The organism is Halarcobacter anaerophilus, assembly GCF_006459125.1.
GTDB lineage: Bacteria > Campylobacterota > Campylobacteria > Campylobacterales > Arcobacteraceae > Halarcobacter > Halarcobacter anaerophilus.
Genome location: NZ_CP041070.1, coordinates 480514 through 502212 on the forward strand (window position 1 = coordinate 480514; position 21699 = coordinate 502212).

The 21699-nt window shown below is 28.9% G+C and carries 25 protein-coding genes; 9 read left to right on the top strand and 16 right to left on the bottom strand.

Going from position 1 to position 21699, the window contains the following annotated elements:
• Genes AANAER_RS02400 through AANAER_RS02415 form a run of 4 tightly spaced genes read left to right on the top strand, consistent with a single transcriptional unit; the run spans position 1 to position 2716 of the window.
• Complete coding sequence (locus tag AANAER_RS02400; RefSeq protein ID WP_044416315.1) at positions 1-477, top strand: chemotaxis protein CheX; 477 nt, start codon at positions 1-3, stop codon at positions 475-477.
• Between the two features lie 9 nt (positions 478-486).
• Positions 487-903, top strand: coding sequence for a response regulator (locus AANAER_RS02405; RefSeq protein WP_044416313.1), 417 nt, complete (start codon positions 487-489; stop codon positions 901-903).
• A gap of 8 nt (positions 904-911) precedes the next feature.
• Positions 912-1850 carry a GGDEF domain-containing protein gene (locus AANAER_RS02410; protein ID WP_052502605.1) on the top strand — a complete coding sequence of 313 codons (939 nt, stop codon included), beginning with the start codon at positions 912-914 and terminating at the stop codon, positions 1848-1850.
• Between the two features lie 35 nt (positions 1851-1885).
• Positions 1886-2716: a hypothetical protein gene (locus AANAER_RS02415; RefSeq protein ID WP_129082869.1), complete on the top strand. Its 831-nt coding sequence runs from the start codon at positions 1886-1888 to the stop codon at positions 2714-2716.
• Here AANAER_RS02415 and AANAER_RS02420 read toward each other — a convergent pair.
• From AANAER_RS02420 to AANAER_RS02435, 4 genes are read right to left on the bottom strand one after another with little or no spacing between them, the layout of a single operon-like run.
• The gene (locus AANAER_RS02420; RefSeq protein ID WP_129082870.1) at positions 2713-3183 is read right to left on the bottom strand and encodes a threonine/serine exporter family protein; all 471 of its coding nucleotides are present in this window, start codon (positions 3181-3183) and stop codon (positions 2713-2715) included. The two genes, AANAER_RS02415 and AANAER_RS02420, sit on opposite strands and share 4 nt — an antisense overlap.
• A gap of 1 nt (position 3184) precedes the next feature.
• Positions 3185-3976, bottom strand: coding sequence for a threonine/serine exporter family protein (locus AANAER_RS02425; protein WP_044416309.1), 792 nt, complete (start codon positions 3974-3976; stop codon positions 3185-3187).
• Positions 3973-4728 carry an SdiA-regulated domain-containing protein gene (locus tag AANAER_RS02430; RefSeq protein WP_129082871.1) on the bottom strand — a complete coding sequence of 252 codons (756 nt, stop codon included), beginning with the start codon at positions 4726-4728 and terminating at the stop codon, positions 3973-3975. The genes AANAER_RS02425 and AANAER_RS02430 overlap by 4 nt, the downstream gene beginning before the upstream one ends.
• Positions 4725-7499, bottom strand: a complete 2775-nt coding sequence (locus tag AANAER_RS02435) for a transporter substrate-binding domain-containing protein (protein WP_129082872.1) — start codon at positions 7497-7499, stop codon at positions 4725-4727. The genes AANAER_RS02430 and AANAER_RS02435 overlap by 4 nt, the downstream gene beginning before the upstream one ends.
• Before the next feature lie 122 nt (positions 7500-7621).
• On the opposite strand from AANAER_RS02435, the gene AANAER_RS02440 reads away from it, so the two are divergent.
• From AANAER_RS02440 to AANAER_RS02460, 5 genes are read left to right on the top strand one after another with little or no spacing between them, the layout of a single operon-like run.
• The gene (locus tag AANAER_RS02440) at positions 7622-7954 is read left to right on the top strand and encodes a hypothetical protein (RefSeq protein ID WP_044416305.1); all 333 of its coding nucleotides are present in this window, start codon (positions 7622-7624) and stop codon (positions 7952-7954) included.
• The gene (locus AANAER_RS02445; protein ID WP_228711181.1) at positions 7941-8567 is read left to right on the top strand and encodes a type III pantothenate kinase; all 627 of its coding nucleotides are present in this window, start codon (positions 7941-7943) and stop codon (positions 8565-8567) included. Before AANAER_RS02440 ends, AANAER_RS02445 begins: the two co-directional genes overlap by 14 nt.
• On the top strand, positions 8545-9153 hold the full coding sequence (gene hisG / locus AANAER_RS02450) for an ATP phosphoribosyltransferase (RefSeq protein WP_129082874.1): 609 nt from the start codon (positions 8545-8547) through the stop codon (positions 9151-9153). The genes AANAER_RS02445 and hisG overlap by 23 nt, the downstream gene beginning before the upstream one ends.
• Positions 9153-9851, top strand: coding sequence for a class I SAM-dependent DNA methyltransferase (locus AANAER_RS02455; protein ID WP_129082875.1), 699 nt, complete (start codon positions 9153-9155; stop codon positions 9849-9851). Before hisG ends, AANAER_RS02455 begins: the two co-directional genes overlap by 1 nt.
• A gap of 7 nt (positions 9852-9858) precedes the next feature.
• Positions 9859-10731 (top strand): SdiA-regulated domain-containing protein, encoded by an 873-nt coding sequence (locus AANAER_RS02460; protein ID WP_129082876.1) that lies wholly within the window; start codon positions 9859-9861, stop codon positions 10729-10731.
• Here the strand turns inward: AANAER_RS02460 and AANAER_RS02465 are convergent.
• The 12 genes from AANAER_RS02465 to AANAER_RS02520 all read right to left on the bottom strand — a co-directional run bounded on the left by AANAER_RS02465 (position 10726) and on the right by AANAER_RS02520 (position 21698).
• Complete coding sequence (locus tag AANAER_RS02465) at positions 10726-12060, bottom strand: diguanylate cyclase (protein WP_129082877.1); 1335 nt, start codon at positions 12058-12060, stop codon at positions 10726-10728. The two genes, AANAER_RS02460 and AANAER_RS02465, sit on opposite strands and share 6 nt — an antisense overlap.
• A 10-nt stretch (positions 12061-12070) precedes the next feature.
• Positions 12071-13033: a tryptophan--tRNA ligase gene (gene trpS / locus AANAER_RS02470; protein WP_044416298.1), complete on the bottom strand. Its 963-nt coding sequence runs from the start codon at positions 13031-13033 to the stop codon at positions 12071-12073.
• A 60-nt stretch (positions 13034-13093) separates the two neighbouring features.
• Entirely contained in the window at positions 13094-14368 is a 1275-nt protein-coding gene (locus AANAER_RS02475) for a TAXI family TRAP transporter solute-binding subunit (protein WP_164969370.1), read from the bottom strand.
• Positions 14369-14429: 61 nt separating this feature from the next.
• The gene (locus AANAER_RS02480) at positions 14430-15602 is read right to left on the bottom strand and encodes a tetratricopeptide repeat protein (protein ID WP_129082879.1); all 1173 of its coding nucleotides are present in this window, start codon (positions 15600-15602) and stop codon (positions 14430-14432) included.
• Positions 15599-16213 (bottom strand): TonB family protein, encoded by a 615-nt coding sequence (locus tag AANAER_RS02485; protein WP_129082880.1) that lies wholly within the window; start codon positions 16211-16213, stop codon positions 15599-15601. Before AANAER_RS02485 ends, AANAER_RS02480 begins: the two co-directional genes overlap by 4 nt.
• A gap of 1 nt (position 16214) precedes the next feature.
• Complete coding sequence (locus AANAER_RS02490) at positions 16215-16622, bottom strand: ExbD/TolR family protein (protein ID WP_129082881.1); 408 nt, start codon at positions 16620-16622, stop codon at positions 16215-16217.
• A complete protein-coding gene (locus AANAER_RS02495; protein ID WP_044416291.1) occupies positions 16622-17140 on the bottom strand; it encodes a MotA/TolQ/ExbB proton channel family protein in 519 nt (172 codons plus the stop codon). Before AANAER_RS02495 ends, AANAER_RS02490 begins: the two co-directional genes overlap by 1 nt.
• Positions 17141-17143: 3 nt before the next feature.
• Positions 17144-18427: a MotA/TolQ/ExbB proton channel family protein gene (locus tag AANAER_RS02500; RefSeq protein WP_129082882.1), complete on the bottom strand. Its 1284-nt coding sequence runs from the start codon at positions 18425-18427 to the stop codon at positions 17144-17146.
• A complete protein-coding gene (locus AANAER_RS02505; RefSeq protein ID WP_044416289.1) occupies positions 18420-19169 on the bottom strand; it encodes a DUF3450 domain-containing protein in 750 nt (249 codons plus the stop codon). Before AANAER_RS02505 ends, AANAER_RS02500 begins: the two co-directional genes overlap by 8 nt.
• Positions 19170-19318: 149 nt before the next feature.
• The gene (locus tag AANAER_RS02510; RefSeq protein ID WP_129082883.1) at positions 19319-19816 is read right to left on the bottom strand and encodes a hypothetical protein; all 498 of its coding nucleotides are present in this window, start codon (positions 19814-19816) and stop codon (positions 19319-19321) included.
• On the bottom strand, positions 19800-21386 hold the full coding sequence (locus AANAER_RS02515; protein ID WP_129082884.1) for a PepSY-associated TM helix domain-containing protein: 1587 nt from the start codon (positions 21384-21386) through the stop codon (positions 19800-19802). Before AANAER_RS02515 ends, AANAER_RS02510 begins: the two co-directional genes overlap by 17 nt.
• 9 nt (positions 21387-21395) lie before the next feature.
• Positions 21396-21698 carry a hypothetical protein gene (locus tag AANAER_RS02520; protein ID WP_129082885.1) on the bottom strand — a complete coding sequence of 101 codons (303 nt, stop codon included), beginning with the start codon at positions 21696-21698 and terminating at the stop codon, positions 21396-21398.
• Position 21699 lies beyond the last annotated feature (1 nt).

Genomic DNA, 21699 nt, shown 5'->3' on the forward strand with positions numbered 1-21699 from the left:
ATGATTTTGGATTCATTGCTTTTACAAGCAAGACTTTTTTTAGAAGAGGATATGGAAATATCTATATTAAACAGTAAACAAATTGATATTTCAAGCCCCCAAAAACTTGTTCTGAAAAACAGAACTTCAATGATAGGAACAGGTGGAACACTAAATATAATGCTGGTTATAAGCTTTGAAAAAAATATTTTATCAAAACTTGTAGAAAATTTTATGGAGGGAGAAGAGATTGAAGATGAGGAGTTAGATGAGATTGAAGATAGTGTTTCAGGAGAAGTTTTAAACACTATTGTAGGACTCTCTTTACCGACTTTTCCCAATAGAGGAAAGGGAATTACTATTACTCCTCCGATTTCGGTAAATGATGCAAGTAGTATTTACAAACATAAAGATTCGAAAATTATATGTGCAACAGTTCAGACAGAATATGGAGATATTGTTATAAGTGCAGTCGGTTCGAAAGATCAGATAAAATAAGGAAAATAGATGTTAAAAGTTTTAATTGTAGATGATTCACTAATTATTAGAAAAAAAATTACAAAAAATATTGAAAAATTAGGACATAAAGTTATATTTGCAGCACAAAACGGGAAAGAGGCAATTGAAGCATATAATGCAAAAAAACCCGATTTGGTTACTATGGATATTACAATGCCCGATATGGATGGAATTACAGCTGTTAAAAGTATAATTAAAGATGATCCAAAAGCAAAAATTATCATGGTTACTTCCCACGGTCAAGAAGAGATGGTTATAAAATCTATCCAAGCAGGTGCCGTAGGGTATATGCTAAAACCAATTACCGAAGATAAACTTTTACAAAGTATTGCCGAGGTATTTCCTGAATATGCAAAAGATGAAGATTCTGAAGAACTTTATTTACTGGACGATGATGATTTCTAGGAGCTATAATGATGCAAGAGAATAGATTATTTGAAGCCTTACTTGATGTAATACCTTTTGCTGCATATGCAGTTGATGTAGAGACCTATGAAGTAGTTTATGCAAATAAAATGATGAGTGAAAGTCTATTTGCTCCAAGAGAAGAGTTTTGTTGGAAGAAAGTTTTCGGACAAGAAGAGATTTGTGCGTGGTGTCAAGTTCCTTCTTTAAAGCAAAGAAGCAAGCAGTATAAAAACGATAAATTAATAAGCAGCTTTTTTGATGAGGCTACGGATAAATGGTTTCAAGCTTTTGATGAATTGATAAGCTGGCCCGATGGAAGAACGGTAAAATATACTATTCTTGTAGATATTTCGGAGCAAAAAGAGATTCAAGCATCAATGATAAAAACCCATGCCAAACTTGCAATTCAATCAAAAAAACTGCAACAAGCAAATAAAAAATTAAAATATCTGTCTGAAAAAGATTATTTAACAGGTATAGATAATAGACGAAGCTATTTTAAAAAAGGTATTGAACTTTTTGAAGCTCCTTTGGAAGAGCCTTATGAGTTATATGTATCAATGCTGGATTTAGATAAATTTAAAAATATAAACGACACATTCGGACATAACATAGGAGACGATGTTTTAAAAGAGTTTACTAAAATAATAGAAAATCAGCTTGATGAAAACGATATTTTTGCAAGATTAGGCGGGGAAGAGTTTAGTATAATTTTAGTAAGTGACAATAAAGACGATGTTATAACAAAATTTGAAACTATAAAAAACAGAGTCAAAAATATAGATTTGAAAGTAGACGGTAAACCTTTAGAGATAAGCGTAAGTATAGGCTTTGATAGAAGAAATAAAGAGGATAAATCTTTAGATATGATTTTAGAAAGAGTAGATGGATACTTATATGATGCAAAAAATGAGGGTAGAGATAGATTAAAGTTTAGATTATAAATGAGATTATAGATAAATAGTGATATTATCTTCTTATGAAAAATTTTATATTAAAAAACTGGAATAGACTTTTTTTACTGTTTTTTACAATCTCTGCTTTGTTTTTAGCTCTTAGTTTTACAATAGATGAAGATGCAAAAAAATTAGTAGATGACTCTTTTAAACAAGCGGTAATTGTTTTTGGAAGTGCAAAAGCCTTAAATGCAGTTATCTCCCTAGCTCAAGGAACAGAATTAGACTTGCCTTTTGTTATTGTGGCAATAGGACAGGTCTTAGATCCTATAAATGATTTAGTTGAACAGTTCTCTTTAGTGATGCTTGCTAGTATGACTTCTCTTGGTATCCAAAAAATTTTATTGGGTTTTGTAACAAATGATATTTACAACTATACTCTTTTGATTTTTGTATTGATTTTTAATATTTGGCTTTTTAAACGTTTTAACAAAGATGAAAAGTTAAGAGATATTTTTTTTAAGATCACTTTGGTTCTGCTTTTTTTAAGATTTGCAATTCCTATGATAAGTTATGTAAATGATATATCTTATAACTATTTTGTCAAACCGGAATATAATATAGAAAAACTAAATGAAAATATTATCCAAGTAAAAGACAATGTTAGTGAAGTAACTCAAAACACCATAAAACAAAAAGAAGACAACTCTTTTTTAGATAAAGTTATAGAAAAGTTCGACAGCAGTTATTATGAGAGAAAAATAGATGAATACAGCAGTGCTGTAGATAATTCAAGTGAATATATTATCGACTTGATTATCGTATTCGTATTTCAAACTATACTTCTTCCTGTTGTTTTTCTTTTTATTTTGTATTTTTTTATAAAATCTTTATTTTCTATAAGAAACTCCTAAACGATAGGGCGATTGTATCTTATGTAGTATAAAGATGGAAGTGCCAATCCAAATCCGATTCCGCCTAAAACGATAATTGTTCTTAAAGCATTATCTATAAACATAGAGATAAGTTCGGGAGATACTCCATGGGCATTCATATTTATTAGATTTATAATTGCGGAAAAGGCAGGATTCCCCGGAAGCAAAGGAATAATTGAAGCAATAGTATAAACAGGTCTTGGAACGATATATTTTCTAGACCAGTAAAGTGCTACCATTCCTACTATTGAAGAAGCAAAAAAAGTTGCTAACTCTATAGAAAATCCAAAATCCATAAACATTTGTCTTGAACAGTAACCAATAGCACCTCCGTAGGCACATTTTAGTAAACTCTCTTTGGGAACATTAAAAACCATCGCAAAGCCGACTGCCGGAATAGCAGAAAATACGGCATTTAAGATATATTCAATTATTATGCTAAGCACTTTACCAACCTTGTATATTTAAAACTGTTAGAGCAAATACTATCCCTATGGAAGTAGCAGCAGTTAATAAAACTGCCTGCATCCAACGTCCCCAACCCATAGCAAGATAACCTTTTACAGCATCAAGTACGGAGTTTACAAAAGGAAATCCGGGAGCCAAAAGCAGTACGCTAGCGGATAAAGCCGTATTTGGAGTAGCAGTTAAATTATAAATTTGTGAAAGTGCTGCTATTATCGTAGCAACAAAAGCCGTCACTCCAAAGGTAATAATTTGCACAAATTTTTTTCTTGATAACTCTTGTCTTACAAACATAGCAATTCCAGAGGCTACGAAAGTTGTTGCAAAAGCTTGCCAATCTGCTTCATTTAAATAAGCAAAACAGGCGCATGAAAGAGCAACCATAAAGATTTTAAGCCAGTTGTTGTAGTAGTTCGGTTTTATCTCTTTCATTGCTTTTATAGCAAAATCTACGCTTAATTTCTCTTTTTCTACTTTATAACACATCTTTAGAACATCACAAACAATAGACATATTTATAGGTTTGTGGTGGGCTCTTCTTGTAGTGGTAACCGATTGGGTCTGTTTATCGTTAAGGGTTGTTAAAACAATAGCAGAAGGGATTAACGAAACTTCAACCGAATCTACGTTTAAAGCCTTTCCCAATCTTTGGGCAACTGTTTCTATAAGTCTGCTTTCTGCTCCGTATTCAAGCATTAAAACGGCAGCTTTTATTATAGTTCTTGTGATTTTTGTTTGCTCTTCGTAAGTTAATTTCTCTTTTTTTTCATTCATCTATTAGGGGGATTCTTTATTTTTAATATTTTCCCGTTATCATCTGCAATATAGAGGTTTCCTTTTTTATCAAAAGCAACTCCTTCTTGTGCAAATTTTTTAGGAAGTTTGTATTTTTTTATGACTCTTCTTTTTTTTATATTATAGCTAATTAATAAAGAGTTTTTGTCACTTATCATGTATAAAATATCTTCATAAAAAGTAAGTCCTGAAACATCGGTAAATCCGTGGTTTATTATATCTTCTATTTTTAAGCTTTTTTTATCAAGACTGTAGTTCAAAATTACAATTACGGAAGAGTCTTTTTTAGGATATTTTTTTTTAGATTGATTAGAGGCGTAAATTTTGTTTTTATATAAAGCTAATCCTTCTATTCCGTTTGAGCCCTTTTTTAAAACTTTTATACCTTTGTATTCTTTATCGATTTTTATCTCTTTTATAATCTTAAAATTCTCTTTTTTTATGATTATTATAGAATCGTTTTTTTCATTTGCAAGAAGTAACAGACTATTTTTTTCATCTATATCAATAGCTTCCAAATCATATTTGCCGATTCTTTTCTCTCTTAAGATTTTCCCTTTTGTAGTTATTTCATAAACTCTTCCTTCATCATTTACGACAAAAAGAGTATCAGATGTTTTTGAATAACAGATTCCCGAAGCTTCAGGAATCTTGGCAATCTCTTTCTCTTTTGAAAAGAGATTTTGAAAAAGAAGAGAGGAAAGCATAAGAACTCCTAAGAATTTATTCATACTTTTGCTTTTTGTGTAGGAATAGATATTGTAAAGAGTGCGCCTGCATATCTGTCGTTATTATATGTAAAAGAGGAGTTTGAAACTTTTAAAACACCGTTTAGATGTTTCGTTACAATCTCATTTGACATATATAAACCGATTCCCGTTCCTTGGGACTTATGTTTTGTCGTAAAATATGGTTCAAAAACTCTGTTTATAATTTTTGCAGGAATTCCTCCGGCATTATCTTTTATCTTTATATGTAAAAGATTGTTTTTGCTGATAGTTGATATAAAGATATATTTTTTTTCTTGATTTTTTGAATTTAAAGCATCTATTGCATTATTGAGAATATTTAGAAGAATTTGTATTAATTCGCTTTCTATAGTCTCTATTTTAATATCTTTAAGATCTTTTACTATTTCGATATTATATTTTTTTACTCTTGTGCTTACAAGTGAAAGGGCTTTTTCAATAGTTGAATCAATAGTGAAAAGAGCTTTCTCTTTTCTTGGATTAAAAAAGTTTCTAAAATCATCAATAGTTTTTGAAAGATATTGAGAGTGTTCATTTATTGATTTAACGCTTTTATATAAAAACTCTTTTGAGATTTCATTGTTCATTTCAAGTTGTATTTGTAATCCTGTTGAAGCAGTTGAAATAACAGATAAAGGCTGTCTCCATTGGTGGGCAATATTCTCAAGCATCTCACCTAATGCCGCCATTTTTGACTGTTGTGCCAGCATAGAATCTTTTTCTCTTTTTTGTAGTTCAAGCTCTTTTATTTTTGTTAAATCAAAAACTGTTCCTATTACGACTATAGGTTTATTATTTGAATCAAATTTGGTTACTTTTGTCGTAAGTTGGATATATTTTATTGAGTTATCTCTTAATTCTATTCTTAATTCAACAGCTTTTCTTTTATCACTTTTTGTTGCTTTATAAAGATGAATTTTAACTCTTTTTCTATCGTCTTCATGAACAAAAGATAAAAATGCGGTCAAAGAAGGATTTATCTCATTTGGATATAGTCCGAAAATTTTAAAGTGTTCATCACTCCATTGTAAAGTTTTTGTTTTTGTATTGTAACTAAAGCTTCCAAGTCTCGCAATCTTTTGAGCTTCATCTAAAAGATAATTTGCTTTTATCAACTCTTTTGTTTTTCTATCGACTCTTTTTTCCAGCTCTTCATTTAACTCTCTTAACTCTTTTGTTCTTTCATTTACTAACTGTTTTAAACTTATGTTTCGTTTCACGTTTAGTTGATTTTTATATATAAGAATCAGAAAAATAATAAAAATTATAGAGATAGCTATCCAAAAGTTTGTATAATCGAAATTCTCTTCAAACTGTACATTGTTCCATTTATTTAAAATCTGGGAAATCTCTTTTTCGTCTAAAGAGGAGATTACTTTATTAAAAATAGTTTGAAGTTGAGGATAATCATCTCTTATCATAATTTCAATTTTATAGTCAAGTCCCGTGTTACCGCTGATTTTTAGGTTATTAAATTTTAGTTTATTTATATAATAGATTAAATTAGGTTTGATATCGACATAAGCAAAAGCCTCTCCTCTTGAAACCTTTTTTAATCCCTCTTTGACATCTTTTACTATTATTAACTCTATTTGAGGAAAATTCTCTTTTAAAAGTTTTTGAGCGGTAAAGTTTCTTACTACGGCTATTTTTTTGTTAAAAAGATAATCAATATTTTCAATAAAATTTTCATCTTTAAGAGTTACTATAGAGAAAGGAAATTCAATATATGGTTTAGAAAACAAAGAGTATTTGATTCTATCTTTTGTCTCTCCCGAACTAAAAATTATATCATTTGATTTATCTTTTATTGAGTTTAACTGTTGGGTGAAACTATCGGAAAAATTGTATTCGCATTTTAGATTTAATTTACTTTTTATAACTTCCCAAATTTCGGAAGCCATACCGTCAGGTTCACCTTTTTCGTTTTTAAAAGTTACCGGTCTCCAATCATTTGAAACAGATACTTTGAAAACATTGTTTTGAATAAAGTCTTTCTCTTTTGGAGTCAGAGAAAAACTTTTTTTATAGATTTGTTGATTTTTATCTAAAATCCAACTGTTTTCTATATCATAAAGTTCTTCACTGGTAAGTTTTTTAAAACCTTCATTGAAAATCTCGATTAAATCTTTGTTTTTTGAGATAACTTTGATTGAGGTGTAATCCTGCATAGGTTCCAAAGGGTTGATTTTATGAAAAAAGTTGTTTCTTAGGGCATAAAACTCTATTGCAACCTTGTCATCAAAGATTAAATCCAGTTTTTTTGATAATAAATCTTTAAAAAGAAGTTTATAATCTTTATAAACCAAAATTTGTGAAAAAGGGAATTTTTCGCTTATAAGTTTTTTGTGATCGTTTCCTACAATTCCTATTAAATAAGGAGTTTTAAAATTGAAATCTCTATGTAAATCTTTATTTATAAAAAGCGAAGTTTTTGTTCTGTATACGGTAAAAGAGCTCTTCATCCATAGTTCGTAAGGTGCAGTTCCTAAAAAGAAATCAACTTCTCCTTTTTTTGCCAAATTTATTGCATTGTCCCAGAATTTTCCGTTTATAAATTTAATTTTATAATTGTTTTTTTTAGCCCATAATTTCCAATAATCAATAAGTAAACCTTCGGGTTCTTTTTTTTCAAGATAAGAAAAGGGCGCAAAATCAGGATCATAAGATACAGTAAAATATTTAGGTGTTGATGCCTTAATTGTGTTAATTAACAGAAATAGAAGAAGAAAAACTCTTAAAATTGTTGGCATTTAATACTCGTAAATTAAAAATGAGATATTATATCAAAAAAGTTTAAAAGTAATTATAAACAAAGCTTTAGTATTTTTATTAAACTTTTTAATATAATACGTTAAATAATTGAAGGGAAGAGTTGAAGAATTTAACAAAATATTATTTAAACAAAGAGATACTTTTCAAGGATATTGAACAAATTTTACCTAAAAGTCTAAAAAGCAGAAAAAAAATTTTGATTTATGTTGCAACAAGCGTATCAAAAGAGTATTATGCAATCTTTGTTATAAACAGCAAGAGCAGATTTATCAGAAAAAATGTTGAAGAATTAGAACAGCTTTTAGATAGTTTAATCTCTTTTAAAGAGCATAACTTCAAAAGAAAAGAGTTACTTATATCAAGCCCTCTTTGCTCTAAAGCAAAAAAAGAGTTAGAAGATAATAAATGGAGAGTTAGAGTTGATTTTATGTGATATCGGTAATACAACTTACCACTTTTTAATAGATGGAATTCATAAAAAATATCTTCTGCAAGAGAGTCTGCCTAAATTTAAAGAGACAATCTTTTATATCTCTGTAAATGACAATGCAGCAAAAAAACTAGAAAAAAACCAAGAAAAGTGTGTTGATTTAGAAGAGTTTTTAGATTTTGAAACTAAATACAAAGGTATGGGAATAGATAGAAAAGTCGTATGTTTAGGTGTTGAAAATGCGATTATCGTTGATGCTGGAAGTGCAATTACCGTTGATATTATGGAAAACTTTAAACATAAAGGAGGATTTATTCTTCCTGGTATTTCAAGGTTTATAAATACATATAAGAAGATATCGGTAAAACTTGATTATGAAATTAATACAAAGGTAAACTTAGATACAATACCGCTTTGTACACAAGATGCAATTTCTTACTCCATATTAAAATCTATAATTCTACCGATAAAAGAGATATCTAAAGATAGAAAAATTATTTTTACAGGTGGAGACGGAGAGTTTTTAAGTAAATATTTTGATAATTGTATCTATAAAGATGATTTGATATTTAAAAATATGAAAGGGATAATAAATGCTAACAATCGCATTGCCTAAAGGAAGAATTGCAGAAGATACTTTAGAAAAGTTTGAACATGCATTTAATGAAAAGTTTATTTTCGAAGATAGAAAACTGATATTAGAAAAGAGTGGATTTAGATTTTTAAATGTAAGAAATCAAGATGTTCCGACATATGTAATGCACGGTGCGGCAGATTTAGGTGTAGTTGGACTTGATGTATTAGAAGAGAAAGAGTATGATTTAATAAAACTGTTAGATCTACAATTAGGAAAATGTAAAGTGGCTTTCGGACTTATAAAAGGACAGGAACTGGATTTTTCAAAGAGCCAAATTACTGTTGCTACAAAACATGAAAAAATTGCAAAAAAATATTTTGAAAAAAAAGCAATGGCAGTAAAAATTATCAAATTATACGGTTCAATTGAACTTGCCCCTTTAGTGAATCTAGCAGATTGTATTGTAGATATTGTCGAAACAGGAACTACGATGAAACAAAACGGCTTGGAAGTAGGTCCTACAATTATGGAGAGTTCTGCTCATTTGATAGTAAATAAAAATTCATATTATGCTAAAAAAGATTTAGTATTTAATTTAAAAGATAAATTAGAAGCAGTACTTTAATGGGATTAGATTTATACTCTAAAATAGAACCCTCTTTAGAGTTTCATGATGAGGTTTATAAACTCCATAAAGAGTTTTTAACACTTATTATGGAAAAAAATCTTAATAATATTATTGATATAGGTTGCGGGCAGGGATATTTCTTAGAAAATCTTTTAGTGAATAAAAAAGAGTGTTTCGGAATAGATTTAAGTAAAAATCAAATAGAAGCTTGTAAAAAAAGAGGCTTAGAAAATACCGCTTGTATTCATTTAAAAGATATAGAACAAAAATTTAGTTGTGCAACGGCAATTTTTGACGTGATTAACTATCTTCCTAAAAACGAACTTGAGAACTTTTTTAATGATACATATAAAATTTTAGAAAAAGAAGGGTATTTTATTTTTGATGTAAATTCATATTTCGGTTTTGACGAAGTTGCCCAAGGTGCAATCACAATAGACGAAGATGAAAGATTTATAGCCGTTGATGCAATTTTTGAAGATAATAAATTAATTACGAATTTAACTCTTTTTTCCAAAACAAAAGATGATTTATATGAAAAAGAATCAGATTCAATCACCCAATACTATTATGATACGAAGTATTTAAAAAAACTTTTGATAAAGTCCAATTTTTCTGTTGAAGAGATAAAAGGTTTTAATCTTCACGGATATGAATTAGATGATAAACTAATTTTTATTTGTAAAAAATTGTAGATTTATTATGAATTTAAAAAAGCTGCTTTTCTCGTCGATTTTCTTTTATTCCTTTCTAATATTAACAGATTTAAACGATATAATCTATGCAAATGTTAATGATATAAAAAATATAAGTTCTTCTTTAAAACTTCAAGATTATAAAGTTGATGTAGAAGCAAAAGAGTTAAAATTTATAGAAAATAATTTATCTGGAATAACATACAATAAAGATACAGATACTCTTTTTGCCATTACTAATAAGCCAAGGGACATTTACGAAATAACTTTGAATGGAGATTTTATTAGAAAAATTGAATTAACAGGTTTTAAAGATACGGAAGATATTACATACTTATATGATGGAATCTTTGCTGTTATAGATGAAAAAAAAGCTCAGTTTTTTGTTTTTTATTTAGATAAAAATACAGAGAAAATCGATATTTCTAATGTTAAAGATTCTTTTCGTCTAAAAATAAACAGCTACAAAAACTTTGGTTATGAAGGAATCTCTTATGATAAAAAAAATGATACAATTTTTATAGTGAATGAAAAATTCCCTCTTGAGTTAATAAAAATTAAAAATTTTATTAGTAAAAAGAGTATGGATATAACATTTTCCAATAAATTAACTGCTTATAATAATTTTATGGGAGATTTTTCTAGTCTCTTTTTTGAAAATAGAAGCGGTTCTCTTCTCTTTTTAAGTGATGAATCAAAGATGATAGCTGAAGTTGATTCTGAAAACGGAGCACAAATCTCTTTTCTTCAACTTAAAGAGGGATTTCTAGGTTTAAAAAAAGATATTCCTCAAGCAGAAGGAATAAGTATGGATAATAAGGGGAATTTATATATAGTAAGTGAACCAAATCTTTTTTATATTTTTAAAAGAGATTTATAAATGTTCTATCTCAACTCTGTTTTTCCCCATTGCTTTTGCTCTATATAAGGCATCGTCCGCTCTTTTAAACAGTGCAATTTTATTATCTGAGTTATGAAACTGCGATACTCCTATGGAGCAGGTTATTTTATTGATATTTTCAAATTTATTAAGCTCTACGGCACTTCTTATTTTTTGGGCAAATTTCAAAGCTTGTTCCAGATTTGTTTTAGGCAATATTATAACAAACTCTTCCCCTCCCCATCGAGCGATAATATCGCTTGTTCTTGAATTTGAAGTTAGTATTTGGGCAATATTTTGTAAAACCTTGTCTCCAAAAAGATGTCCGAAAGAGTCATTTAGCATTTTGAAATTATCAATATCCAAAATCAACATACAAAAAGTCAGATTTTCCTCTTTTGAAAACTCTTCTATGTTTTCATCTAAAAGTTCATCAAATTTATTTCTATTGTAAAGTTTAGTTAAATGATCTAATGCAATCTTGTTTTTTAGTTCGCATGTTACTTGTACTAATTGTTCATTTGTTTTAGATATTCTATTGCCTTCTTCTTTTATAAGTTCTACCCATTTATTGTAAAAAGTTCTTAAAAGCTCTTTTTGGGTTATTACTCCTGATATTCTTCCTTTTTTGTTTACCACAACAATTCTTTTATATTTTTTTGCTTTTATATAGTTTATTGCTTCAGATATTGTTGTATCATCTTCAAGAGTTTCAACAGGAGAAGTCATATACTCTTTTATAGGTTTAGATAAATCATAATCGTATCTGATAATATCTATAAAATCTTTTGTCGTAAAAATTCCTTTTGGTTTGTAGGCATCATCCAAAATCAAAATAGCATCTCTTGAATTGTCTTTTAAAAGAGTTATCGCTTCAAAAGTTGAAGTCTCTTCTTCTGTTGTTACGGCTTTATACTGATGAATAAGAGATGAAATAGTTTGTCTCTCCATTATAAGCTGAGGATCTATGTTATTTACTATATCTGTGTAAGATACTATTCCTACAAGTTTCTCTTTTTCGGTTATTACCATATATTCATCACTGAAATCTATATGGTTTAAAACCGTTAGAAGATTTAAGTTTTTATCTAAAACTTTTGCTTCAGGGATATTAAGTTTTGATAAACTGGTTGTTTTTTCGATATTATCCAATTTGAATTCCAACAGCTGCATTGTAGTTAAAATATGGTAACTGTTCTGTTTTTTGTTTTCTAAAACAATCGTTCTTAGATTTGCATTTGATAATTTTTTTATTGCATCATCTAAGGTTTTATTTATATCTATAGAAACTACATTGGTAACACATATATCATAAACTGTCGGAATCATTTTAAAAGCTTTATAATCCTACTATTTCTCTAATTTTTTCCATTTTTGCAGCAGCTATTTTTCTAGCTTTTTTTGCACCGAAATCTAAAATCTCTTTTACCTCTTTAGGATTGTTTATTAACTCTTCTCTTTTTTGTATATAAGGAGCGAAATGCTCATTTATTTTATCAAGCAGAGTTAATTTGAAATGTCCATATCCCTCTCCCGGAGTTGCATATCTTTGTTGTAACTCTTTTAATTCATCTTCATTCATAAATAGTTCACAAAGTTTATAAATATTACAAGTTGTATAATCTTTTGCTTCATCTAAATCTTTTGAATCAGTTACAATACTCATAACTTGTTTTTTAATTCCCTTTTTTGTTCCGAACATATCAATCGTATTTCCGTAAGATTTTGACATTTTTGCTCCGTCTGTTCCGGGAACCGTTGCAACAACTTCATCTACTTTTGCTTCAGGTAAAACCAGAATATTCTCTTTATAGTGATTATTAAAGCTATTTGCAATATCTCTTGTCATCTCTACATGCTGAATTTGATCTTTCCCTACAGGAACAAGATTTGAATCATAAAGTAAAATATCTGCCGCCATTAAAACAGGATAAGAGAAAAGTCCGTGATTAGGAATTAAACCTTTTGCTACTTTATCTTTATATGAGTGGGCTCTTTCTAATAATCCCATAGAGGTATGATTTGATAAAATCCAATATAACTCTAAAACCTCTTTTACATCACTTTGCACCCAAAAAGTTGATTTTTCCGGATCCATACCAAGAGCTAAAAAGTTAACTGCTGCTTCAAAAATGTTTTTTTCTAAAACCTCTTTGTCTTTTACGGTTGTTAAAGCATGATATGAAGCAATAAAAGCAAAAAGCTCACCGTCATTTTGTGACTCAATCATTTTTTTTATCATTCCAAAGTAGTTACCGATATGAAGCGTACCACTTGGTTGAATACCCGATAATATTCTCAAAATATATTCCCTTATCTTTGTTTTTTCGAAGATTATATCTAAAATATAAATAAGAGCTTGTTAAGCAAGTTTATTCTCAACTTTATTTTTTATATGGTCTAAATGAAGTTGTAAATTATAGTATTCTCCCATAAACGAAAGAGGAACTTTTGTCTCTTTGCTTATCTCTTCTCTTAACTCTTCTATTCTAAGCAAATACTCTTTTAGCTCTTCACTTTTTGCTTTGTCTGTCTCTTTATCTATTTTTTCTATCTCATCATACCATTTGTATATTTTAGATCTCATAGACCAATTATAAAGAGGAAACAAGCCTTTAAAAAGAGGGAAAAGAAGTGTTAATAGAGGAATTAGAAGTATTTTTAATCTGTCAATATTTGAAGCAATCCAGTAAGGAAAGATTTTTTCTAAAAAAGTATCTCCGCTCTCAAAATATTTTTTTGCCTCTTCATCTAAATCTATTTTCATATTATTAGTATTTGGAAATTGCCCAGCTTTTGCAAAAAGATCTTTTTTATTATGTACTTCAATAACTTTTTTCAAGAAGAGTCTTTTTAGTTCATTTGAAAAATCGTCTCTTGCTACGAGATTTGCTGTTGTTGAAAGCAAATTTATATTTTCATCGGGAAGATTTTTATATAAATCAATAGTTCCTTCATATAAAGTCAAAGCTTCCAAAAATGTATATTTTCTACTGTAAGCTCTGGCTCTTTTAAAACTAAAGAGATTTATCTTTGGATCGGCTAAAAGCTCTTTTACTACTTGCGAATCATGGGAACAGACAATAAACATAACATCAATATCTCCTTTTTCCAAAGCCTCTTTTGCCTCTTTTGTATTAAGGTTCAAAAAAGTAGAATTTTGTTTGTTTATTCCGTTGTCATTAAGTATTTTTTCTGCAAGATCTTTTGTGCCGCTGCCCTCTCTTCCTAGGGCAATTTTTTTTGAAATGAATTGGATAATATAGTCTACTGTATATCCTTCATTTTTATAAAAAACCCAAAGAGGTTCATAATATATTGAAGCAAGTGCTTTTATGTTTGATACGTTTTTATTGGTAATTGTACCGTTTTGTATAAAAGCTATATCGGCTTTTTTCTCTTTTAAAAGTTTTATATTATCTATTGAGCCTTCGCTTGTAAGAATATTTACTTTTACTTTGTCTTCTTCAAGAAGCTTTTTATATTTTAGTGCAGTTTTATAATAGTTGCCGTCTTTTGAACCTGTAGCAATCGTAATCTCTTTTTTAGGACTTGGCTGGATAAATTGTGCGGTGAAATAAAAAGCACCGACTATTAGAAGTATTATCGGGAAGGTAACTGTAAAAAATCTTTTCATAAGCTTTTCCATAACTATTTGAAAATATTATATCAAATAGTTATGAAAATAGAAATAAAAATTATATTTGCAGGCTTTTTTTGATACTTAAGGCTCTCTTTTTTTCATATGGATTGTTTATCGCTTTTTTAAGATATTTTACCGTTGCTTTTTTATTATTTAGTTCATAATAACTTAAAGCCAAAAGAGTATTTCTTTGACCGTCTTTTTTAGAACCTTTTTTAATATTTATATTTTCCAAAACTTTAATACTTTTCCCAAATTTTTCTTGGTTATAGTAAATATTTCCTAATAATAATTGATATTTTACGGTTTTTGCAAATTTTGAACTTGCAAGAAGATTGATAACTTTATCTTTTTGTTTAGCATAATCATAACAAGAGACCAAAAGTTCAAAATTTCTTTTATTATCTTTCAAATAAGCTTTTTGTAAACCTTGTTCTATTTGTTGGGCAGCTTTATAATATAAACCGTTTTCAACTAAAATATTTACAAAATACAGAGTGTTCTTTTTAGGGTCTACTCCATTTTTTTTGTATGCTAATTCAAAAGTAGAGAGAGCTTTTTTATAGTTTTTCGTTTCTTGATATAAAGCTATTAGTTGGAGCCAATAAGTTTCGTTGCCATGCCATTTTTTTACCATTATTTTTAATGTATTTATTGCATTTGGATATTGTTTTAATTCTACATACGAAGAGTATAAAATTTGATACCAAGACTCTTTTTTCTTTTTGTTTAACTTAAATAACTCTTTTGAGTAAGCTATACTTTTTCTAAAATCTTTTTTATAATAGGTTGCATAAAGCAGATTTTCGTAAATATCGCTTTTAGGAAGAGTTTTGCTGCTTAAAAGTGTTTCTAAAAGTTTTACTGATTTGTCGTATTTATTTATAGAAAGATATATTTTTGCCAAAGAGAGTTTTATTCTTTCTAAATTTTTTTCTTCAAAACCTTTTAGTTTTATAATCTCTTCATAGTATTTTGCGGTTTTTTTATAATCATCTTGATTTATAGCAATATTTGCCAAAGTTTGAAGAACATAGGATTTTTCATAATTGTTCAACTCTTTTTTTAAAAGAGGCAGAAGAAGATTTTTTGCCTCTTTATATTTCTGCTTATCTAAAAACTTTTGGGCTTTCATTAAAACTGAATAGCTTTGTTTAGACATTGTATCTGCATTTGCAAACACTACAAAAGTAAATGTAAAAAGTAAGATTAGTGCTATTTTTTTCATCTTGCCAACCTAAAATTAAATGTTATTGTTGCATCTTTTGAAGAGCTTGAGGGTTTAAAACGCCATTTTTTTATAGCTTTTATTGCTTCCTCTTCAAAATAACCTTTGGGCTCCGCTTTTAATACCATGGGGTTTATAACTTGCCCCTCTTTTGTGATATGAAACTGTAATTGAACATATCCTTCTTTTCTTCTTATTTTTGCTTTTCTTGGATAGTGGGGATTGACTCTGCTTATTGTTTGTAAATTATTAGCATCAAATAATCCTTGATTTACTGCAATTTGAGCGCCGTTTAGTGATGAAATAGCAGAAATATCTATATTTTTGGTCATACTAAAAGGTTTTATCTTAACATTTTTTGTTATTTTCGTATCCATTTTAGTTTTTACCATTTTCAGTTTTTTAGGTTCTATTTTTTTTACAGGCTCTTTGGGTTTTATTCTTTTTTTCTTTTTAAGTTCGGTATCTTTTTTATCTCTTAAATAGTTTAATTGAATAGGCTCTTTATTATCGTTTTTTAACTCTTGATTTGAAGTTATCATTTGTTGCATGCCGAAAAATATACCTACTGAAATAACAATAGAAAAAAGAAAAGAGAGGAAAAGTCTCATCTTAATTCTTTAATGTAGATAAAGAGATATTTGTTATACCTGCTAGTCTGATTTGATCCATAACTTTTACAAGCACTCCTGTTTTTGCTTCTATATCCGATTGTACGACTACGCTGTTATGCGTACTGTCTGCTTTAAGTCTTTCTATATTTGCTCTTACGGCTCTTAAATCTACCATTCTTTTATCAATCCAGATTTCACCGTTGCTTTTAATAGCTATTAAAATATTTGCTTTAGATTTTTGTTCACTTGTTGCTGCACTAGGTCTGTTTATATCTACTCCCGTCTCTTTTACGAAAGAGGTAGTTACAATAAAAAATATAAGCATAATAAAAACAACATCAAGCATTGGAGTTAAGTTTATTTCTGTCTCTTCTTTTACCGTGTTGTTGTGGGGAAATTTTCTCATTATAAAACCTTTGAAATATCTAAATATAATTTTTCTGTTTGGTATTTAATAGATACTTCCAATCTTTTTTCAAATAAAATACCGCTTAAAGCAATAACCATTCCAGCCATAGTCGGAATAGTTGCCATAGATACACCGTTTGCCATTGCTTTTACATTACTTGTACCTTGAATTGCCATTACGTCAAAAACTTCTATCATTCCCGTAACAGTTCCTAAAAGACCCACTAAAGGACAAACGATAATAAGTGTTTTTATAAAACTAAGACCTGTTTTTAATCTTTGTTTTCCGTCTTCTACCAAATACTCTTTAATAGCTGTTTTAAACTTCTCTTCATATAAAGAGGGTTTAAGATTTTTTAAAAGCTCGTTTCTATATTTTTTATATCCAAAATATAGATATACATATCTGTCAAGAAGAAGTGTCCATAGAAAAATTGCTATGAAAAAGACTATGTATAATACAACTCCGCCTTTATCGAAAAAAGAGGAAAGATTATCTAAATAAATATCAATCATTTTTTATAAACTTTTTGCTAACATTCCCATACCTTGCTCTTCAAGAATTGAGACGATTCTTCCCGATTTTGATGAGATATATGTATATGAAAATAGAAGAGGAATTGCCGCAACAAGACCCAATACTGTTGTAATAAGTGCTGTTGAAATTCCTCCTGCCATAAGTTTTGGATCACCTGTTCCAAACAGAGTAATAGCTTGGAAAGTTGCAATCATTCCCGTAACCGTTCCTAAAAGACCAAGTAAAGGAGTAACGGCAGATAAAAGTTTTACGAAACTTTGACCTTTTTTTACTCTGTTTGTCTCTTTTAAAATAGTCTCTGCCATTTTTACTTCTAAATCATTTAAATCATGATTTTTGTATTTATTGAAAATATTTATAACTTTTCCTAAAGGATTGTTATCGCTTGGAGCATCCAAACTTTTTATCTGTTTTTTCATTTTTGTAAAAACAAGGTTTAAAACTACCATTTTATAAAAAGCAAACAATAATCCTATAACTCCCAAGAATATAATAATATATCCTACAACTCCACCTTGCTGGATTCTATTCATTAAAGTAGGTTGGTTATTTAACAGTTCAAATAAAGTTCCTCTTGTAGGATCTATTACAAAAGTATCATCAGAGCTTCCCAAACTTGTCGAAGGCTGTGTACTTAATTCAACTAATGCTTTCATATCGTTTGAGTAATCAAAATATTTGCCGTCTGATTTTGCACTGAATAATCCTACCCTTGTAACTTCTTGATTTACTCTGTCTCCGTTGCTTAAGATAAGATTTGCATTATATTTTTCTACATTTCCGCTTCTTACTATTTCTTCTAACATTCCGTGCCAAAGATTTTCAAGCTGTTTTATATTAGGTAACTTTTTAGAATTTGCAAACTCTTCGAAAACTTCTTCTTTTTGGGGATTATGAGATGCTGTAAGAGAAGCTTGGAAGTTTGTTAAAAAATCAGCAGATGTTTGTCTAACGCTACCGAACATCTCTCCTAAATCTCCCATTTTTTGATTTAATAGAGTCTCTTTTTCCATTAAAAGTTCTTCGTTTTTATCAAGAGTTGTTTTTAATCGTTCAGATTTTTTAGACTCTTTTGAAAGTATTGCTTTAGCTTCGTTTAAAAGCTGTTTTTGTTTACTCTCGTTTTCTTTAAACTCGTTAAGTCTTTTTTGTTCTTCTTTTATTTGAACAGATGCATCATTTTGAATATCTTTTAAAAGATTGTTTAAATCCAAAGAGAAAAGGGAATTTACAGATAATAAAAAAATTAGGAAGTATTTAGTCATTTGAAGCTCCTTGGATTTTAAAAGGCAATTCAAGCAATGATACGTTTTCTTGTTTTTTTGCTATTTTTATACCTTTTCTGATATTTGATTTCGTATTTGAGTCTTCAATTTCATCCCAACCTCTAATCTCATTGTTCCAAACATAATAATCTTTTAAATCAAGTGATTGTTTATATAAAGCAACTCTTCCTAGTCTTAAAAAGTTATATGTTTTATCTTCTGATTCTTCTTGATAGGTTTCAATATTTTTTGCATAATCATACTCTATTTTAAAGGCTTCTAAAATAATTCTGAATTTTTCGGGAGTTTTTATATCTGATCTTGCCAAACTCTCTTCTAATCTTTTTATTCTGCTTTTTCTTTCATCAAGTAAAAACGGAGTGTCCAACTCTACAAGTCTTTTTAAACTTTTAATCATTTTTTCCATAAGAGGATAGATATTCTTTTGAGTCTCTTCAATATCTATAATTTGCTCTTCTAAATTTTTTAACTCTTCTTCTTGGGAAGTTATAACGTTTTGTAGTTGTTTGTTATAGTTTTTTGTGGCTTTTATCTCTTGATTTACATATTTATACTCTTGAAATAACTGCTCTTTTTTTTCATCGTGGTAGTTGATTTGTTTTTGATACTTTTCTAACTTTTGATTAGTCTTTTCTATTACATTAATTGACTTATCAATCTGGTTGGAAAAAGCAAAGCTGCTTAGAAGTAACAAAACAAAGAAAATTCTATTGTAATGCATCTGTTTATTTTTCCCCTTAACGTATGATTTTGAGAATTATAATCATAATTTTATAAAAGTTTACTTATTTTAACTCTTATCATGACAAGAATTAACAATAAAATGTATGTTTTTCAATCACTTTATACATTATAATTGTTAATTTTTTATTAATTTCTTTTTAGTTCTTGCATTAATTTGTTAGTATTTATTATGCTAACGATTATTGTGGCAAGAAGTAAAATAAAAGCTAATACTATACTTATTGTTACGGCTTTGCTTGAAGAGATATTTATTGCATTTCTATTTGGTTTCTCTTTTTTCTTTTGTTCAGTCTTTACTTCTTCTTTAATAAAACCGCTTGGCGGTTCAATTCCTGCTTTTGAAACTGTATGTCCCGGACCGCCTTCTAAAATTATTTGATAAGGGATATTAGGAATTTTAATAGTAAGTTCACTTTCATCGGGAAGTCTTTTTTCAAAAAGTATTTTTTTTGAATTAAGAGCTTCAAGTTTAAGAAGGGCTCCTTGCGCACTTTCTCCTGTATTAAAGCCTCCGATTACCGTCATGGTTTCATCTTCGTTATCAATTATATTTAAAACCAGTGAGTGGCTGTAAACAAAAATCGGGCTACATATTAAAAATATGATTTTAAATAAGTTTTTCATTTTTTCTTCCTTTTTTTAAACTCCAAAAGATTTTGGCTTCTTCTCTTTCTTTGGGTAATTTTTTTGATATATAAAGAAGTGATATTCCAAATATAAATAAAGCAATATCAACTCCTAAAATATTTGTCATATGGTTTTTTATAAGAGTTGAGGGTGTAGTTGACTGAGTTATAAAGTGCAAAATTACGCTTAAAATAAATAAAACTCCTGCTAAAGCAAAAAACTCTTTTGCCGCTTTATAAGAGTTAATTCTATAAAAAGACCAAAACAGCGTTGCCAACCAAACATTATAAAAAATTCCTTTCTGCCATAAAACTCTATCTTCTAATGAAAAAGGCAAAAGCCATTGTAAAACAAATAAAACGGCAGTTGCAGGAATAACTCCTATCATAGTTGCCAAAGAGAGTTTTCCCATCCAGTGATAAAAAGTAATTTTGTTTTCAAATTTTTTTGCTTTTTTTTCAAGCCATAACATAACGGCAAATCCGATTGCTATACCGCATAATCCCATTATAAGAGCAACGGCAGTTCTTGAAAAAATATCAATGCCGAATAAAAAGTGTAAGAAAAAGAGCGATTCTGCTACAAATACAGGCCAAACATTATCTAAAACTTTTTTATTTTCGATTAGCTCTGCTGTTAAGGCATTTAGAGTGATATGAGGCTGATTAAAAATTCCTCCGTTTAAAAAAGGTTTATAAGGGTTATATCCTATTATTTCAACTCTGGCTGTTTTATCATTCCAGTTTATCAGTTTTACTTGTTTTAACTCAAGTTGGGGATTTATCTCTTTTGCTTTTTTTAATAAAGAGGAAAGAGGCAGCATGGAAGCTTTTTCTTTTACTTTTTTTACGGGCTTGCTTTGAGGAAAGAGAACTTTTCCAACTACTTCATCTATACCTTTTGCTTCCCCTTTTGTTAGGATTTTTGACATAGGTCCTGCACTTATTAATCCTACATTCATAAAAGCACCGCTTAGAGTTATCAATAAAAAAGGAATAAAAGCCCAAGTAAATACTTTAACATGAATTTTAGAAAAAATTGCCTGTTGACTTTTGCCTTGATTATTAAAATTAAAAAGATAAATTAAAATTAACCCTGTAATTATTAAAACCATAGTTCCGACTGCTACAAAACCAAAAGAGAGCCTTCCTATAAGTTTTAAAGGTTGTCCGTAATGCAGTTCATTTAAAAAAGCAGCTAAATTTGAAGTGTTTTTATCTTCATTGTTTATTTTCTCTTTTGTATTTGGATTAAAAGCAATAGCTTGTACAAATCTATGGGAAATATTTACGGCAGGATCTCCCATTCTTCCCGGAAGATTAACTAAAATATTGTTTTTGGGGAAATTTGGATCTTTTAATACCTCTTCAATCATTGCATTATAATCAACATTCATAATATCTGTTTTTTGAATATGTCTTGAGGGTTTTTCCCAAGTTTGAATATAAGGTAGAAATATTGCAAAAATACCAAAAAAAACGGCAAGATACATTATAAGTGAAAAAGTAATACCTGCAGCCACATGAACTCTAAAAAGTCTTTGTTTAAATAGTTTTGATTTTTCCATAAACAAACCTTAATAAAGAGCATATAGTGCAAAACTAAAAACTAACGTGGGAATCAGAGTTTTTAACAAAGCGGAGAGTTTTGTATATGATAAAGCTATCCAAGTTGAGGCTAAAGCCCAGATAAAAGTATTAAACATAATTGAAATAACAGCTGTTTCTTCGATTGGCAAAGGGATTAAAAAAGCAACAAGAGTCATGCCTAAATATGAAATTAACAAACCGCCGAAAATGGCGGTTACTATTCTAAATAATCCTATTTTTCTTCCTTTTTTTTCAGGAGTTGATAAAGATTTATATATGTTTCCTATCATA

Coding starts and splice junctions, on each gene's coding strand:
- AANAER_RS02400 (WP_044416315.1), top strand. CDS start 1: ATGATTTTGGATTCATTGCTTTTACAAGCAAGACTTTTTTTAGAAGAG.
- AANAER_RS02405 (WP_044416313.1), top strand. CDS start 487: ATGTTAAAAGTTTTAATTGTAGATGATTCACTAATTATTAGAAAAAAA.
- AANAER_RS02410 (WP_052502605.1), top strand. CDS start 912: ATGATGCAAGAGAATAGATTATTTGAAGCCTTACTTGATGTAATACCT.
- AANAER_RS02415 (WP_129082869.1), top strand. CDS start 1,886: ATGAAAAATTTTATATTAAAAAACTGGAATAGACTTTTTTTACTGTTT.
- AANAER_RS02425 (WP_044416309.1), bottom strand. CDS start 3,976: ATGAATGAAAAAAAAGAGAAATTAACTTACGAAGAGCAAACAAAAATC.
- AANAER_RS02430 (WP_129082871.1), bottom strand. CDS start 4,728: ATGAATAAATTCTTAGGAGTTCTTATGCTTTCCTCTCTTCTTTTTCAA.
- AANAER_RS02435 (WP_129082872.1), bottom strand. CDS start 7,499: ATGCCAACAATTTTAAGAGTTTTTCTTCTTCTATTTCTGTTAATTAAC.
- hisG (WP_129082874.1), top strand. CDS start 8,545: ATGCTAACAATCGCATTGCCTAAAGGAAGAATTGCAGAAGATACTTTA.
- AANAER_RS02455 (WP_129082875.1), top strand. CDS start 9,153: ATGGGATTAGATTTATACTCTAAAATAGAACCCTCTTTAGAGTTTCAT.
- AANAER_RS02460 (WP_129082876.1), top strand. CDS start 9,859: ATGAATTTAAAAAAGCTGCTTTTCTCGTCGATTTTCTTTTATTCCTTT.
- AANAER_RS02465 (WP_129082877.1), bottom strand. CDS start 12,060: ATGATTCCGACAGTTTATGATATATGTGTTACCAATGTAGTTTCTATA.
- AANAER_RS02475 (WP_164969370.1), bottom strand. CDS start 14,368: ATGAAAAGATTTTTTACAGTTACCTTCCCGATAATACTTCTAATAGTC.
- AANAER_RS02480 (WP_129082879.1), bottom strand. CDS start 15,602: ATGAAAAAAATAGCACTAATCTTACTTTTTACATTTACTTTTGTAGTG.
- AANAER_RS02485 (WP_129082880.1), bottom strand. CDS start 16,213: ATGAGACTTTTCCTCTCTTTTCTTTTTTCTATTGTTATTTCAGTAGGT.
- AANAER_RS02490 (WP_129082881.1), bottom strand. CDS start 16,622: ATGAGAAAATTTCCCCACAACAACACGGTAAAAGAAGAGACAGAAATA.
- AANAER_RS02495 (WP_044416291.1), bottom strand. CDS start 17,140: ATGATTGATATTTATTTAGATAATCTTTCCTCTTTTTTCGATAAAGGC.
- AANAER_RS02500 (WP_129082882.1), bottom strand. CDS start 18,427: ATGACTAAATACTTCCTAATTTTTTTATTATCTGTAAATTCCCTTTTC.
- AANAER_RS02505 (WP_044416289.1), bottom strand. CDS start 19,169: ATGCATTACAATAGAATTTTCTTTGTTTTGTTACTTCTAAGCAGCTTT.
- AANAER_RS02510 (WP_129082883.1), bottom strand. CDS start 19,816: ATGAAAAACTTATTTAAAATCATATTTTTAATATGTAGCCCGATTTTT.
- AANAER_RS02515 (WP_129082884.1), bottom strand. CDS start 21,386: ATGGAAAAATCAAAACTATTTAAACAAAGACTTTTTAGAGTTCATGTG.
- AANAER_RS02520 (WP_129082885.1), bottom strand. CDS start 21,698: ATGATAGGAAACATATATAAATCTTTATCAACTCCTGAAAAAAAAGGA.